This is a genomic window from Pseudomonas sp. NBRC 111133, assembly GCF_001320605.1.
Lineage (GTDB): Bacteria > Pseudomonadota > Gammaproteobacteria > Pseudomonadales > Pseudomonadaceae > Aquipseudomonas > Aquipseudomonas monteilii.
In genome coordinates, this window is the sequence record NZ_BCBJ01000001.1 from 229938 (window position 1) to 245508 (window position 15571).

General features: G+C 62.9%; 10 protein-coding genes and 1 pseudogene. 3 read left to right on the plus strand and 8 right to left on the minus strand.

Features of this window, described 5'->3' with window-relative positions; all coding sequences use genetic code 11:
* Positions 1-9: 9 nt before the first annotated feature.
* Both APH36_RS01055 and pssA read right to left on the minus strand, forming a co-directional pair.
* Positions 10-1155, minus strand: a complete 1146-nt coding sequence (locus APH36_RS01055; RefSeq protein ID WP_060497100.1) for a GGDEF domain-containing protein — start codon at positions 1153-1155, stop codon at positions 10-12.
* 340 nt (positions 1156-1495) lie between these two features.
* Entirely contained in the window at positions 1496-2824 is a 1329-nt protein-coding gene (gene pssA, locus APH36_RS01060) for a CDP-diacylglycerol--serine O-phosphatidyltransferase (protein ID WP_082426314.1), read from the minus strand.
* A 181-nt stretch (positions 2825-3005) separates the two neighbouring features.
* Here pssA and APH36_RS01065 point away from each other — a divergent pair, with 181 nt between their 5' ends.
* Positions 3006-4013 carry a GlxA family transcriptional regulator gene (locus APH36_RS01065; protein ID WP_060497101.1) on the plus strand — a complete coding sequence of 336 codons (1008 nt, stop codon included), beginning with the start codon at positions 3006-3008 and terminating at the stop codon, positions 4011-4013.
* Positions 4014-4137: 124 nt separating this feature from the next.
* On the opposite strand, the gene APH36_RS01070 is transcribed toward APH36_RS01065, so the two are convergent.
* The 3 genes from APH36_RS01070 to katG form a co-directional block, all read right to left on the minus strand.
* Positions 4138-5472, minus strand: coding sequence for an MFS transporter (locus APH36_RS01070; RefSeq protein ID WP_060497102.1), 1335 nt, complete (start codon positions 5470-5472; stop codon positions 4138-4140).
* Positions 5473-5589: 117 nt separating this feature from the next.
* Positions 5590-6801 carry a M24 family metallopeptidase gene (locus APH36_RS01075; protein WP_060497103.1) on the minus strand — a complete coding sequence of 404 codons (1212 nt, stop codon included), beginning with the start codon at positions 6799-6801 and terminating at the stop codon, positions 5590-5592.
* Positions 6802-7061: 260 nt separating this feature from the next.
* Positions 7062-9317, minus strand: a complete 2256-nt coding sequence (gene katG / locus APH36_RS01080; RefSeq protein ID WP_060497104.1) for a catalase/peroxidase HPI — start codon at positions 9315-9317, stop codon at positions 7062-7064.
* Positions 9318-9666: 349 nt separating this feature from the next.
* Between katG and APH36_RS01085 the strand changes: the two genes are divergently transcribed.
* Positions 9667-10569 carry a LysR family transcriptional regulator gene (locus tag APH36_RS01085; RefSeq protein ID WP_016715685.1) on the plus strand — a complete coding sequence of 301 codons (903 nt, stop codon included), beginning with the start codon at positions 9667-9669 and terminating at the stop codon, positions 10567-10569.
* A 127-nt stretch (positions 10570-10696) separates the two neighbouring features.
* Here APH36_RS01085 and APH36_RS01090 read toward each other — a convergent pair whose 3' ends face one another.
* A complete protein-coding gene (locus APH36_RS01090; protein ID WP_060497105.1) occupies positions 10697-11575 on the minus strand; it encodes a DMT family transporter in 879 nt (292 codons plus the stop codon).
* A 246-nt stretch (positions 11576-11821) separates the two neighbouring features.
* Here APH36_RS01090 and APH36_RS01095 point away from each other — a divergent pair, with 246 nt between their 5' ends.
* Complete coding sequence (locus APH36_RS01095; protein WP_060497106.1) at positions 11822-12646, plus strand: aldo/keto reductase; 825 nt, start codon at positions 11822-11824, stop codon at positions 12644-12646.
* A 154-nt stretch (positions 12647-12800) separates the two neighbouring features.
* On the opposite strand, the pseudogene APH36_RS01100 reads toward APH36_RS01095, so the two are convergent.
* Together APH36_RS01100 and APH36_RS01105 are read right to left on the minus strand one after the other, a co-directional pair.
* Positions 12801-14890 (minus strand): annotated as a pseudogene (locus APH36_RS01100) (putative bifunctional diguanylate cyclase/phosphodiesterase).
* Positions 14891-15053: 163 nt separating this feature from the next.
* A complete protein-coding gene (locus APH36_RS01105; protein WP_060497107.1) occupies positions 15054-15548 on the minus strand; it encodes a GNAT family N-acetyltransferase in 495 nt (164 codons plus the stop codon).
* Positions 15549-15571 lie beyond the last annotated feature (23 nt).

The window sequence follows — 15571 nt, forward strand, 5'->3', positions numbered from 1 at the left end:
CCCAATGGTCTATTGGCTAAGGTCTGCCATCGGCCGCTCTACAAACCGGATACTGTCCCGCCCACTGCGTTTGGACTGGTACAACGCCACATCCCCCTGCTCGATCAATGCCGCCAGGCTGACCGGTGGCTGGTCGAACAGGTTGGCACCGATACTCAAGGTGACCGCCTGCGGTGTAGGCACGGTCTTGCTGGCGTACTGCTGGAACTGTTCACGCAACAGCCCACCCAACTCCATGACCCGCTCACTGCTCGCCCCGCACAGCAAGATGACGAATTCATCACCGCCCAAACGCGCTGCCAGCGAGCGCTCGGGCAGCACCGTGCGAATGAGTTCGCTCAGGGCAATCAGCAAGCGATCACCCGCGATATGCCCGTGAAGATCGTTGACCAGCTTGAAGTTATCGATGTCGATCAGCAGCAAGGCCCCGGGTTGAGCCGGGCTCACTTCCTTGAAGAAATGCCCGGCCCGCACTTCCAGCGCGCGGCGGTTGTAGAGCGCAGTCAACGGGTCGCGCGCGGCCAGCCGGGCAATCCGCTCCTCGCGTCGATAACGCACGGTACCGGTCATCGACAAGGCAATCAGCATGATCGCCATTGCCCCTTCGACCAGGGAAATCTGGATGATCAGCCCGCCAAAGGTGGCCAGGTCAATCAAGGTGCCCGGCGTGATCGCAATGACCGCCTTGGCCACGTAGAACAGCCCGTGGAGCAGCAACACATAGCGCAGCTGCACCGCCCCCACGCTCAGCGACTTGCCGTGCGGCCGCAACAGAAGGCTGGCCTTCAGCGTCAGTGCGGCCACCAGCAGCGAGTTGACCATCAACATCACCTTCGACCACTGCGGCCCCACGGGCAGCAAAAGCAAGGCGAACCACACGACCACAACCAATAACCAGGCCCGCGACAAACGGTCCTGGGTAAAACGCAACACGCCCATCAGGAAAAACCAGTGCGCAACCACCAGCAAGCCATTGGCGAACCAGATGCCGATGAACAGCAAGCCGATCCCGCGTAGCAAGGCCAGAACACAGCCGACAGTAATGGTGGCAAAACCTGCACTCCAGAACAGCAAAGAGGTTTCGCGGACGCTGCGCCACTCAATCGCCAGGTACAACGCAGCAGCTGCTGCCAGGGCGACCGAGATGGTCAGCATCGTGGATGGATCTAGCGCCATATACGCATTGGCCTATCTGGTTAACGAAGAAAAGGCCCGATTGTATGCGCTCGTGATGACTTTTCAGAGGGGCCTTGCACGGTTGCCTGCAAATGATAGCCCAGCCCCTGTCCATGGTCGTACGCAAGCAATATCATATTGACATCAAGCTGTCGTGTTCACCACTCAAATCGCGATGCATTCACCCAAGAAAGCTCCCCAGTTGCCCGCCCGTGAGCACTCAGGCGGTCCGAGTCACACATGCACAGGCTTAGCTAAGGTCGCCGAGCCGGCACGGTCCTTGTAGGCGCACGCATCGCTTTTGGAAGGGTGCAAGGGCTCAGAGCACCCGCTTGATCAACGGCTCCAGCCGGCTAAAGCGCAGCCGCCGCAGAAACTTGCGCACTTCCTTGGGATGTTCGGCCTTCACCCCCAGCGCCGCTGCAGAGCCGATTTTTGGCGCGTACCTGCGCAGTTGGTTCAACTCCGCTGCCCGTGGCGCCAGCCACTGCCCCTGCGGGTCATCGATGAGCAGGCCGTTCTCAAGGTCCAGGTTGAACCCGCGAGGGTTCAGGTTGTTGCCGGTCAGCAGCGAATAGCGCTGGTCGACCCACACACCCTTGGCGTGGAAGGTATGCCCGGGATCGTTCCAGATCCGCACTTCCAGCTGGCCACGGGTAATGGCCGCGTGGCGGCGCCGGGCGAAGGCTCGCAGGTTGTCTTCATACAGATAAGGCAAAGCGCCACTGGCACTGAACGGCTCACCGGGGGCGATGTAGAAGTCGTTGGCGGTGCGGTCACCCACGATCAGCTCAACATGCACGCCCCGCTCCAGCGCATGATCGAGCTCGCGCATCACCACCCGTGGCGGGTTGAAATACGGCGTGCTGATGATGATGTGCGTGCGCGCCGCCGCCAGCAGGGCACACAGCGCCCGGTTCAACGGGTTGCCACGGCCCACCCCCAACAGTGGCACCACCCGCAAGCCCTCCCCAGGCACCGCGGCCGGTGCCTCGTACGCCATGCGCCGCAACCGCGCACGCAAGCGCCGGATGTCGCCGCGCAGGCTACGGGTGGCGGGTGGTGCGGGCACGTCGAGGCGCGGTGTGGCGGTGTGGTGCAGCAGGCGCCCTACCAGGCCGACCATGGCGTCGGCCAGCGCCGGCGACTGGAACAGGTGATAGCGGTCCAGGCGATAACGGTCGAAGCGGTGCAGGTACACGTTATTCAGGCTGGCGCCGGTGTAGATCACACAGTCGTCGATAATGCTGCCCTTCAGGTGCAACACACCAAACAACTCGCGGGTCTGCACCGGCACCCCGTGAATGACGATATCCAGCCCGCGCAACTGGCGCTGGGCCTGGTACCAGGCGGCGTTACCCGGCTGGCGACCGGCCCCGAGCAGGCCACGGCGGGCACGGAACCAGTCGACCACGATGGTAATTTCCAGGCCCGGCCGCTCGGCCTTGGCCTGGTACAAGGCATCCAGCACTTCCTGGCCGGCCTCGTCTTCCTGCAAGTACAACGCAACGATGACGATGCGCCGGGTTGCAGCGCGGATGCGCTCGAACAGGCAGGCGCGGTAGGCCTTGGCATCGGGCAGCACCTGGATCGACTCGGGCGACATGGCGTAGCCTGGCAATGCCGCCAGCATGGATTCGGGGTTCACGAACGATCACCTTCTCTGTGCAATCACTGTCGGCCCTGCCAGCCGGCGGGGCCATTCCTGGTCGCTGCGCCGGGGGTGTAAGATCGACCCGGCAACGACCTATAACAACAAGAACCACGCGAGGCTGTATTTTCTCACTGCCCCTGACGAACTATGCCTCAGCTTGCACAGGAACAGCGCAATGGTCCACCCCGCTTCTGCAACCCCATCGCCGTCTATTGTAAAGAGTTGTTCCGCGAAGACCTTCGGCTTTCTGATTTTGCCCAACTTCACCACCATCGGCCTGGCCTCGGCGGTAGAAACCTTGCGCATGGCCAACCTGGCCGCGCGCAAGCCACTGTATCGCAGTGTGCTTATCGCAGCAGACGATGCGCCAGTGACGGCCAGCAACGGCATGCGCGTCTTGCCCGACTACAGCATCGCCAACGCGCCCGCACTGGATGCTCTGCTGGTGGTGGGTGCCAACCCCATCGACCGTAGTCGTGGTAACCGCCCGTTGATCGACTGGTTGCGCCAACTGGCCCGCCAACACATGCCTTTGGGCGGTATCTGTACCGGCAGCTACCTGCTGGCCAAGGCCGAGCTGCTCAAGGGCTACCGCTGCACCATCCACTGGGAAGACTTGCCGACATTGCAGGCACACTTCCCCGGCATCGTGATCTCCAGCCAGCTGTTCGAACTGGACCGCGACCGCTATACCTGCTCGGGCGGTGTGGCGGCCATGGACATGATGCTGCAACTGGTAGCCCGCGAGGCTGGCGGCCAGGACATCGCGGCCAAGGCTGCCGAGCTGTTGCTGTGCGACCGCATGCGTGGCGAGCGCGAGCGCCAGCGGGTGCCGCTGCGCACCCTGTTGGGCAGCGCCCAACCCAAGCTGAGCCAGGTGGTGGCGATCATGGAAGCCAACCTGGAAGAACCGCTGGGGCTGGAAGAGCTGGCCAGCCTCAATGAAGTGACCGTGCGCCAGTTGGAGCGGCTGTTTCACAAGTACCTGCAGCGCACGCCCAGCCAGTATTACCTGGAGTTACGGCTGTCGAGAGCGCGGGAGTTGCTGCTGCGCAGCGATGTACAGGTGCGTGAGGTGGCACTGGCGTGCGGGTTCAGTTCGCCGGCGCATTTTTCCAAGAGTTATAGCCGGTTCTTCGGGTTGTCGCCGCTGGGGGAGCGACGGCAGGCCTCGCTGCACTGATTCAAGTTTTGTATTGGTTTTACTGGCCTCTTCGCGGGTAAACCCGCTCCCACAGGGACCGCACAATGCTCAGGCCTGTGGGGTTCCTGTGAGAGCGGGTTTACCCGCGAAAAGGCCAGTACAACTAATCTTCAAGAGCCGAGTGCGCCGTTTCCCGACACATCAGCATGGCAACCAGCGCCACCAGTGCCGCCGCCAGCAAATACCCCGCCGGTGCCAGCTTGCTGCCGGTCACCTGGATCAGCCAGGTCGCAATGAACGGCGCAGTCCCGCCAAACAGCGCGTTGGCCAGATTGAAGCTCAGGGCAAAGCCACTGAAACGCACCCGGGTCGGGAAAATCTCCGCCAGCAGGCACGGCAAGGTGCCGTCGTTCATTGCCAGTATCGCCCCGAAGCAAATCTGGATCGCCAGGATCACCACCAGCGGCTGCCCATCGAGCAGGCGGAACAACGGCACGGTCAGCCCCAGGAACAACAGCGACGCCACCACCAGCATGGTCTTGCGGCCAAACTGGTCGGACAAACGCCCCATCAGGAAGATCAAGCCAATATAGGTGGCCAGCGACACCGTCGAGGCAATGAACGAATCCCGCTCGCTCATGCCCATTTCAGTAGACAGGTAGGTCGGCATGTAGCTCAGCAGCAGGTAGAACGCCACGGCGTTCAGGCAGGTCACGCCAATGCCGATGCCCAGGCTGCGACGGTGTTGGCTCATCAGCTCGCGTATTGGCGCCCGCGCCATGCAGGCTTTGTTTTCCAGGCGCTGCTCCATCTCCAGAAATTTGGGGGTGTCCTGCAGGCTCATGCGGATATACCGCCCGACCAGGCCAAACGGCGCCGCCAGCAGGAACGGCAGCCGCCAGCCCCATTCATGCAGGGCTTCGTTGCTGAGCAGTTCGTGCAGTACCGCCACGAATGCCGCCCCAAACAGCAAGCCCGCCGCCGTGCTGGCCGGCACGATGCTGGTGTACAAGCCGCGCCGGCCAGGCGGTGCGTATTCAGCCAGAAACGCGGCGGCACCGGCGTACTCGCCCGAAGCCGAAAAGCCCTGCACCAGGCGGATCAGCAACAGCAGGCAGGGTGCCCACAGGCCGATTTGCGCATAACCGGGCAACAGGCCAATGCAAAAGGTGGATACCGACATGATCAGGATCGACCACGACAGTGCGTTGCGCCGGCCATGGCGGTCGCCAAAATGCCCCCAGACGATGCCGCCCAATGGCCGCACCAGGAACGACAGGGCAAACACTGCAAAGGTGGCCAGCAAGCCGGTGGTCTTGTCGGTTTGCGGGAAGAAGGTGGCGGCGATGATGGTGGCCAGATAGCCGTAGGCGGCGTAGTCGAACCACTCGACGAAGTTGCCCATGAAACTGGCCCGGGCGGCCTTGCGCAGGGCCTGGCGTTCGGCACTGTGCGCGGGGCCGTCGACGGTGGATGGGTCAAGTGTGGTGCTGGACATGACGGGTACCCTCTGGTTCTTTTAATTGGAGGCAGGGTCTGGTGGTCATACAGTGATTTTTTTGTTGTCTGGGCTGGCCTCGTCGCGGCTGAAGCCGCGACGAGGCACCGCCGATGCTTACTTGCGAATGATGTTGTGCTCCGGCCCATACGGGAACTTGGTGATGTTCTCGGCGCCGCTGTCGTTGACGATCAGGATGTCATGCTCGCGGTACCCACCTGCCCCCGATCGCCCTTCAGGCAGCATGATCATCGGTTCGATCGACACCACCATGCCCGGCTCCAGCACCGTGTCGATGTCTTCGCGCAGCTCCAGCCCGGCTTCGCGGCCGTAATAGTGGCTCAAGGTGCCGAACGAGTGGCCATAACCGAAGGTGCGGTATTGCAGCAGGTCGTGGCGCAGGAAAATCTCGTTCAGTTCACGGGCGATATCGCTGCAGCGCATGCCCGGACGTACCAGCTTCAACCCGGCCTCGTGTACCTCGACGTTGGCCTGCCACAGGCGCAAGTGCTCGTCCGGGCAGTGGTCGAGGAACAGTGTGCGCTCCAGCGCGGTGTAGTAGCCAGCGATCATCGGGAAGCAGTTGAGGCTGAGGATTTCACCCTTGCCCACACGGCGGCTGGTTACCGGGTTGTGCGCACCGTCGGTGTTGAGCCCGGACTGGAACCAGGTCCAGGTGTCCATCAGCTCGGCATCGGGGAAGCGCCTGGCAATTTCCCGTACCATCGCCTGGGTGGCATGCAATGCCACTTCATACTCAGGCACTTGATCGCGCAGCGCCTCTACCACCGCCGCACCGCCGATATCGGCCACCTGCGCGCCATGGCGAATCAGCGCCTGTTCCTCGGTCGACTTGATCATGCGCATGCGCATGCAGGGTGCACCGATGTCTACCAGCTCGGCCTTGGGGTAGCAGGCGCTGAGCTTGCCGTGATTCTGCAGGTTGAGGTGGTCATGTTCCACGCCAATGCGCGAGGCCAGCGGCAGGGCCTGCTGAATGGCGACGAAGAAGTTGTCGCGCTGCCAATCGGTGTAGACGATGTTGTCAGTGCCCACCGTGCGCCGCCAGGGTTGCCCGCCGTCGATGTTGGCACTGATCGAGACCACCTTGTCCTGGGTGATCACCAGTGCATACGGGCGGCCGAACGAGCAGTAGAGAAAATCGCTGTAGTAGTTGACGTTGTGGTACGACGTGAAGATCGCCGCTTCGATGTCCTGCTCGTCCATGTAGGCCCGCAGCCGGGCATGGCGGGCCGCATATTCCTGGGCCGAGAAGGTTGGCTGCACCTTGTCGCCATTGCGGATTTTCAGGGTTTTGGGCATTTGCATGGTCGGGGTTCCTTGTCGTTGTGAGCACGCTGTTCAGGCTTGCCGCCTGAGAAGCATTGCAACAGAACCGACGAGGACGCTTTTGTATCTATCCGACCTGGAATTGGCGGGATGGCCACTGCCCCTGGGGGCTGCTTTGCAGCCCATTCGCGGGCATGCCCGCTCCCACAGGTTCTTCGCAGCCCTGAAAGGCGGCGCTGTACCTGTGGGAGCGGGCTTGCCCGCGAATGGGACGCAACGCGCCCCCGTTTCCAGCGCTGCTATTTCAGGTCAAAGCGGTCCAGTTCCATAACCTTCTGCCAGGCCGCAACGAAGTCCCGGACGAACTTATCCCCCCCATCACTGCTGCCATACACCTCACTCAACGCCCGCAACTGGGCATGCGAACCAAACACCAGGTCAACCCGGCTACCGGTCCACTTCACCTGCCCGGTCTTGCGATCGCGGCCTTCGAAGCTTTCGTTGTCTGCCGAAGTCGCCTTCCATTCCACGCCCATGTCCAGCAGGTTGCGGAAGAAGTCATTGCTCAAGGTGCCGGGCTTGTCGGTGAACACGCCCTGCTTGCTGCCGCCATGGTTGGCGCCCAGCACGCGCAGGCCACCGATCAGCACGGTCAGCTCCGGTGCGGTCAGGGTCAGCAACTGGGCCTTGTCTAGCAACAGCTTCTCGGCCTTGACGCTATAGCGAGCCTTGGTGAAGTTGCGGAAACCATCGGCCAACGGTTCCAGCACGGCAAACGATTCTACATCGGTCTGCGCCTGGGACGCATCGACACGCCCCGGGCGGAACCCAACGCTGCCACTGTAGCCGGCATCCTTGGCGGCCTTTTCAACGGCGGCGGTACCTGCCAGCACGATCAGGTCGGCCATCGAGACCTTTTTACCGCCATTGTTGAAGTCGGCCTGAATCTTCTCCAGCGCCGCCAGCACCTTGTCTACACCCTGGTTTGCAGCCCAGCCCTTCTGCGGCGCCAGGCGCAAGCGGGCGCCATTGGCACCACCGCGCTTGTCGGAGCCACGGAAGGTCGAGGCCGATGCCCAGGCGGTGGAAACCAGCTCGCCCACGCTCAAACCCGATGCTAAAACCTTGGCCTTGAGGGCCGCGATGTCTTGTTCACTGACAGTGGATGCCTCAGCTTTGGGCAACGGGTCCTGCCACAGCAGCTCTTCATTGGGCATTTCCGGGCCCAGGTAACGCGCCAGCGGGCCCATGTCGCGGTGGATCAGCTTGTACCAGGCGCGGGCGAACGCATCCGCCAGCTGCTCGGGGTTGTCCTTGAAGCGGCGGGCGATCGGTTCGTAGATCGGGTCGAAGCGCAGCGCCAGGTCGGAGGTCAGCATGGACGGTGCGTGCTTTTTCCCCGGGTCGTGCGCATCCGGTACGGTGCCTGCGCCCTTGCCTTCTTTTGGCCGCCACTGATGAGCGCCCGCCGGGCTTTTGGTCAGCTCCCACTCGAAGTTGAACAGGTTGTTGAGGTACTCGTTGCTCCACTTCGTCGGGGTCGACGTCCAGATCACCTCCAGCCCGCTGGTGATGGCATCACCGCCCTTGCCGCTGCCGAACGTGTTCGCCCAGCCCAGGCCCTGCAGTTCAAGGCCTGCGGCTTCCGGCTCGGGGCCGACGTTGTCGGCGGGGCCGGCACCGTGGGTTTTGCCGAAGGCGTGTCCACCTGCAATCAGCGCCACGGTTTCTTCGTCGTTCATGGCCATGCGGCCGAAGGTCTCGCGGATGTCCTTGCCCGAAGCCACCGGGTCGGGGTTACCCTCCGGCCCTTCCGGGTTCACGTAGATCAGGCCCATCTGCACGGCGGCCAGCGGGTTTTCCAAGTTGCGCTCGGCCGACAGGTCGCGGTTCTGCTCTTCGCCATGTTTGGCCGGCTCGGCCACCAGGTCACCCTGGCCTGGCGGCTGGGCCTTGACCTGGTCCTTGCCGTAGCGGGTATCGCCCCCCAACCAGACCTTTTCCGAACCCCAGTACACGTCTTCATCGGGCTCCCACACATCGGCGCGCCCGCCCGAGAAGCCGAACGTCTTGAAGCCCATGGATTCGAGAGCGACGTTGCCGGTAAGCACGATCAGGTCGGCCCAGGAAATCTTGTTGCCGTACTTTTGCTTGATCGGCCACAGCAGGCGCCGGGCCTTGTCCAGGCTGACGTTGTCCGGCCAGCTGTTGAGCGGGGCGAAACGCTGCTGACCCGAGCCCGCACCACCCCGACCATCGCCAATGCGGTAGGTACCGGCGCTGTGCCAGGCCATGCGGATGAACAGCGGGCCGTAGTGGCCGAAGTCGGCGGGCCACCAGTCCTGCGAATCGGTCATCAAGGCGGTCAGGTCTTTTTTCAGGGCTTGGAAGTCCAGGCTCTTGAACGCCTTGGCGTAATCGAAGTCCGGGTCAGGGCTGGACTTGGACGAATGTTGGTGAAGAATTCTCAGGTTGAGCTGGTCAGGCCACCAGTCACGGTTGGTGGTGCCGCCACCTGCGGTTTGATGGAACGGGCATTTCGATTCGTTCGACATCTGCGGGTACCTTTGGGTCGGTTATCCAGATTTCCGGTCTATGCCAGGTGTTCTTTCAGCCGAGCGCGTGGGCTCGTGCTACCCCTCATCAGGTCTACACGGGGCTTGCGAAGCTGTCACGGCGGGCCGGTGCGGTCTTGCACGCAGGTGCTGACACACCGCCCCCTAGCGCAATTCGCGGGGCCAAGGGAAAGACTAGCCGAGCTTGGGCAGACTTCTAATAGAGTGGCTGTTAGGGGGTGATAGGCTGGCTCTGTCAGGCGTTGGCCGGCACATCCATACAAGGCAAGCAGGCCGCCCCCATGCTTCAATACATCGCCAAGCCCTCTACCCCCGGAACCCGAGCCCAATGAACCGCAACGACCTGCGCCGCGTCGACATGAACCTGCTGGTGCTGTTCGAAGCCCTGATGATCGAACGCAACCTGACCCGCGTGGGTGAAAAACTGTTCATCACCCAGTCCACCGTCAGCGCCGCCCTCGCCCGCCTACGCGAGCTGTTCGACGACCCGCTGCTGATCCGTAGCGGTCGGGCCATGGAGCCCACGCCAAGGGCCATGCAAATCTTCAGGGAGCTAGGCCCGGCCATGGACGTGATTTCCGCCGCCATCAGCCGAGCCCGCGAGTTCGACCCGGCCAGCAGTTGCAACGTGTTCCGCCTGGGCCTGTCGGACGACGCCGAATTCGGCCTGTTCCCGGCCCTGCTGCAGGCCTTGCGCGAAGAGGCCCCGGACATCAGCGTGGTGGTACGGCGTGCCAACTTCCTGCTGATGCCCGGCTTGCTGGCCAGCGGTGAAATTTCGGTGGGTGTGAGCTATACCACCGACCTGCCGGCCACCGCCAAGCGCCGCAAGCTGCGTAACATCGGTGTGCGGGTGCTGCGTGCCGACGACAGGCCCGGCCCGCTGACCCTCGACGAATACTGCGCCCGCCCGCATGTGATGGTGTCGTTCTCCGGCGACATGAGCGGCAATATCGACCTGGACCTGGCGCGCATCGGCCGTTGCCGCAAGGTGGTGCTGGCGGTGCCGCAGTTCGGCAGCCTGCGTGCCCTGCTACGCAATACCGAGATGATCGCCACGGTGCCGGACTACGCCGCCTGCGCCCTGGCCGACGACGGCAGCTTGCGCGCCGACCCGGCGCCGTTCGATATCACCGAGGCCGAGCTGTCGATGGTGTGGAGCGGCGCCCAGGACAACGACCCCGCCGAGCGCTGGCTGCGCGAGCGCATCCTGCAGTTTATGGCTCGGTAGGTGCCTGACTGAAGAAGTTTGGCGCTTGTGAGATCGAGCGCCGCCCGCGCGGCGCTCGATCTCACAGGCGCTGAATACATCAAGGCGGGCGACTACCAGCCCTGACATTGTCGCAGCGGCGAGCGCCTCATTTACGCCGCTGCATCCACGCCGCCCCCAGCCCACTGAGGCAAATCACCGAAATACCCACCAGGCTCAAGGTATCCGGCACCTGGCTGTAGATCACGAACCCGAGCAACCCGGCAAACACGATCTGGCAGTAGCTGAACGGTGCCAGCAACGCTGGCGCCGCATGGCGGAAGGCCTGGGTCAGCAGCAGGTGCGCCGTCATGCCAAAGCCCCCCAGCGCCAGCATCAGCAACGCATGGTCCCAACGCGGCATTTCCCAGAAGAATGGCACCAGCGCACTTAATGCCAAGGTGTTGCACAGCCCCGCATAGAAGTTGCTGGTGGTCGGGCTGTCGTGCGCCGCCAGGATGCGCGTCAGCAGTTGGTAGAAACAGAACCCCAGCGCCGAACCGAACGGGTACAGAATGGCAGGGGTGAACATTGCTCCCCCCGGGTGTACCACCACCAGCACACCGATAAAGCCCAACACCACCGCCACCCACTGCCCCACCGTCACCCGCTCTTTCAGCAGCGGTGCCGACAACGCGGTGACCAGCACCGGGGCAAGGAAGTTGACTGCCGTGGCCTCGGCCAGCGGCAGGTATTGCAGGCCCGTGGTGAACAACAGGCTGGTGCTGAGCAGGCTAAGGGCACGCAGTGTCTGCAACAGCGGCCGACGGGTGCGCAGCACGTTCATACCCGACTTGGGCAGAAAGATACCGGCCATCAGCAGCGTATGCACTAAATAGCGTGCCCACACCACCATGATGATCGGGTACAGGCCGCCGAGGAATTTGGACAGGGCATCGTGGCTGGCAAACAGAAACGTCGCCACCACAACGAGGGCGATGCCACGCAGAGGTTGGTTGACGCCGGACAGCGGTGTGCTGGAACTCATGGCTCTCTCGATGACGGCGCGCCAGCAGGCAGCGCCCAGGGAAGGCCGCACAGGCATGGCCTGGCGGGTACAACAGTTCGGATTCTAGAAGAGATGACGCAGCATAAGGAAGTTCAATTGCCGCTTGTCCAGGCCGACAGCATTTTCTGTTCGCTGATCGACCACTTTGTGCTCCGCGCGCATGGTCCGTGCCGTGCTGATCGTCGACCATCGACGCTGCCCCTGCACACCCTACAAGGAATTGACATGCAAAGGCTCACCACCCGTAACGGCCTGGCCCTGCCCGCAATTGGCCTGGGCACCTGGCCGATGACTGGCACCGAGTGCACCCAGGCCGTGCGCCAGGCGCTGGACGTGGGTTACCGACACATCGATACCGCCACCGCTTACGACAACGAAGCGGCTGTCGGCCAGGCCCTGCGCGACAGCGACGTGCCGCGCGAGCAGATCCACCTGACCACCAAGGTGTGGTGGGACCGCCTGGAACCCAAGGCCATGCGTCAGTCACTGGAAGACAGCCTGCGCGCGCTGGGCACCGAGCACGTCGACCTGTTCCACATCCACTGGCCCGGCCAGGACTGGGACCTGGCCCGCAGCATCGAAACGTTGGTAGCGCTGCGTGACGAAGGCAAGGCGCGGCATATCGGCGTGGCCAACTTCCCGCTTGGACTGTTGCGCCAGGTGGTGGAAACACTCGGTGCGCCATTGTCGGCCATTCAGGTGGAGTACCACGTGCTGCTCGACCAGCAACCGCTGCTGGACTACGCCCGTCGCCATGACCTGCTGCTCACCGCCTACACCCCGCTGGCCCGTGGCCAGGCGGCGGGGCAGCCGGTGATCCAGGCGATTGCCCACAAGCACGGCGTGCTGCCCAGCCAGGTGGCGCTGAAATGGCTGCTGGACCAGGATGGCGTGGCAGCGATTCCCAAGGCCAGCAGCCGCGAAAACCAGATGGCCAACCTGGCAGCGCTGGACGTGCAACTGGATGACGAAGACCGTGCGGCGATTGCCGGGTTGCCGAAGGACCAGCGGCTGGTAAGCCCGGCGTTTGCGCCGGATTGGAATAGCTGAAATTCATAAGCGCGACACGGGCCTTGTGGGAGCGGGCGCGCCCGCGAAGAAATCAACTCAGTGGCTGGCACCGGCTGCGCCGGTGCTCCCGGGCACGCCCGCTCCCACAAGGATTGCACAAGCTTTTAGATTTTGAGTAAGACCGCGTAAGCCGTCAGCCTGGCGTAATGACCTCCTTGAGGCGCTCACTCGCCGGCGCCGGCCGCCCGTACAGGTAACCCTGAAAGTGCGAACACCCTTCCGCCGCCAACCGTCGCATCTGCTCTTCCGACTCCACCCCCTCGGCCGTGGTCTTGATCATCAGGCTGTTGGACAGGTCAGTAATGGCGCGAATGATCGACATTGCTTCGCGGCTGTCGCACATGTCGTGCACGAACGACTTGTCGATCTTGATCCGGTCGAACGGGAACGACCGCAGGTACCCCAACGATGAGTAGCCGGTCCCGAAGTCGTCCAGCGAAATGGACACACCCAGGTCTTTCAACGCACGCAAGGTGCGCACGTTTTCCTCGCTGTTGCCCAGCAGTACCGATTCGGTAATTTCCAGCTCCAGCCGCTGCGGCGGCAGGCCTGAGTCGGCCAGCGCCAGGGCGACGATATGGACAAGGTTGCCATTTTTGAACTGCACCGCCGACAGGTTGACCGACACGGTCTGCTCGCTGTCCCAACTGGCCGCTTCCTGGCAAGCCAGGTTCAGTGCACGCGTGCCCAGTTCGTGGATCAGCCCGGTTTCTTCGGCGATGGGGATGAAGTCCATGGGCATGACCATGCCACGGGTCGGGTGCTCCCAACGCAGCAACGCCTCGTAACCGGTAACGCTGCTCGTCTGCTGGTCGACCACCGGCTGATAGTGCAGCTGCAGCTGGCCCAGATGCAGTGCGGTGCGCAGGTCGGTTTCCACCAGGCGGCGCTGGCGGGCCGCGACGTCCAGCTCAACGTCGAAACACTCGTAGCGGTTGCGGCCATTGCGCTTGGCCTCGTACAGCGCCATGTCGGCATAACCGAGCAGCTGCTCGGCCTGGTCGTGGTCATCGGGGGCGATAGCAATGCCGATGCTCACCCCTACCGTGAACTGATGCCCTTCGATCTGGAACGGCGGACAAATGGCGTTGATCAGCCGCTGCGCGGTGTTGCACGCGGCATCGCGACCATCAAGGCCCGTCAGCACCACGGCAAACTCGTCACCGCCCAGACGGGCCAAGGTGTCGTGCTCACGCAGTTCTCGGCGCAAGCGCTTGCCCAAGGCCCGCAAAAGCTTGTCACCAAAGGCATGGCCCAACGAGTCGTTGATGTTCTTGAAATTGTCCAGGTCCAGGCATAAGGCGGCGGTCAGCTTGGCGTTTTCGCTGCCGCGCACCAGGGCCTGTCGCAGGCGTTCGTTGAACAGCGTTCGGTTGGGTAACCCGGTAAGCGCATCATGGTGCGCCATGTGGTGGATCTGCGCATGGGCGGCCAACTCTTCAGTGGCATCTTCGGCGACGAACAGCACGTAGTCAGCCTGGCCCTCGCGGTTCTGGCTGAGCAAGGTGCGGCTGCGAAGGGTGCGCGGGCCGTGTCGACGCGGGTTTCGGCAGCATGGCCCTTGGTACTGCGGGCGCCACGCGCCAGTTGCTGCTCAAGGTAGTCGGCCGCTGCGGGGGCAAGGCAGTCACCGGGCAACTGGCCGATCATGCTGCGCCCCGGCCCGCCGAACAGGCGCTCGGCCTGCTGGTTGGCCAACAGGATGCGCTGGCTTTCCAGGTCCTGGACAATGACGCTGGCAGGAATGTTGGCAATCACCGAATCCAGGAACTGAGACAGCTTGGTCATTTCCTGGCTGTACTGCTCGGCCAGTTCCTTGGCCTGTAACAACTCCTGCTCCTGGCGATGGCGCTCGGAAATGTCGCGGGTGACCTTGGCGAACCCCACCAGTTGCCCGGCATCGTCGTGCACCGCTTCGATGACCACATGGGCGTGAAAGGCGGTGCCGTCCTTACGCAGGCGCAAACCCACTTCTTCAAAGCGCCCGGTGCTGCGCGCTTGCTCCAGGTTCAGCGCCGGCAGCCCGGCTCCACGCTCGGCATCGCTATAAAACAACGAGTAATGCTGGCCGACAATTTCATCGGCATGGTAGCCCTTGGCACGTTGGGCACCGGGGTTCCAGTTGGCGACAATACCCTCGGGGGTGAGCAGGTAGATGGCATAGTCCACCACGCTCTGGATCAACAGCCGGTACATGATGTCGGGGTTTGCAGCTAGCGACATGAACTTTACCTGAACCCTCGAGGGGCATGAGAAGGGATCCCAGCACGCTGTGGCCGGGTCTTGGAATGCGTTGATGGCATTATGCCGCTCACGGCGATTTTGTGAAGTGGCTCACAAAAATCTCGCTATTCCCCTTCAAGAACGAACGAAGACGGATAAAGCCTCAATGGCGGGCGCCACCCACCAGGAAATTCAGCAAGTCAGGTTCATCGTCCAAGGCAATCGCCCGTGCCGGGCGCGACAGGTTCGCCAGCACAGCGTTACAAAACGCCACCGCGGGTGGATCCTGTGCGTAACAGCGCAGCAACCAGTCGCCCTCACCGCTCAAAAACTGCAACGCCACCGCGTGCCCAATACCCTGCCGGCGGTATTTCTTCAGGATGAACAGGTCGGCCAGTTCGAGGGCATCGATGCCCGGCAGCTCGCTGCGTTCCACCAGTACGAAACCGGCGATGAAGCCGTCCGCCAGCACCAGGTAGGCGCCCCAACCGTCGTCCTGCCAGTGGCGCTGCAGGTGCTCGTCGTGGATGTAGAAGCGACCATCCACTTCGACGTCTTCCTGCTCCCAGTCGGAGGACTCGTAAGCATAGAACTGATAGAGGTTACGGATCAGCGGGGCCTGGTCGGCGGTAGTCTGTAGCAGTGCGATCGGGAGCATGGTGCGGGCTCGGGGTAAAAGGC

What these genes read in the sequence shown, in the direction of transcription:
- APH36_RS01105 (WP_060497107.1), bottom strand. Translation starts at nt 15,548, where the DNA reads ATGCTCCCGATCGCACTGCTACAGACTACCGCCGACCAGGCCCCGCTG.
- APH36_RS01090 (WP_060497105.1), bottom strand. Translation starts at nt 11,575, where the DNA reads ATGAGTTCCAGCACACCGCTGTCCGGCGTCAACCAACCTCTGCGTGGC.
- APH36_RS01075 (WP_060497103.1), bottom strand. Translation starts at nt 6,801, where the DNA reads ATGCAAATGCCCAAAACCCTGAAAATCCGCAATGGCGACAAGGTGCAG.
- APH36_RS01065 (WP_060497101.1), top strand. Translation starts at nt 3,006, where the DNA reads ATGGTCCACCCCGCTTCTGCAACCCCATCGCCGTCTATTGTAAAGAGT.
- katG (WP_060497104.1), bottom strand. Translation starts at nt 9,317, where the DNA reads ATGTCGAACGAATCGAAATGCCCGTTCCATCAAACCGCAGGTGGCGGC.
- APH36_RS01095 (WP_060497106.1), top strand. Translation starts at nt 11,822, where the DNA reads ATGCAAAGGCTCACCACCCGTAACGGCCTGGCCCTGCCCGCAATTGGC.
- APH36_RS01055 (WP_060497100.1), bottom strand. Translation starts at nt 1,155, where the DNA reads ATGCTGACCATCTCGGTCGCCCTGGCAGCAGCTGCTGCGTTGTACCTG.
- APH36_RS01085 (WP_016715685.1), top strand. Translation starts at nt 9,667, where the DNA reads ATGAACCGCAACGACCTGCGCCGCGTCGACATGAACCTGCTGGTGCTG.
- APH36_RS01070 (WP_060497102.1), bottom strand. Translation starts at nt 5,472, where the DNA reads ATGTCCAGCACCACACTTGACCCATCCACCGTCGACGGCCCCGCGCAC.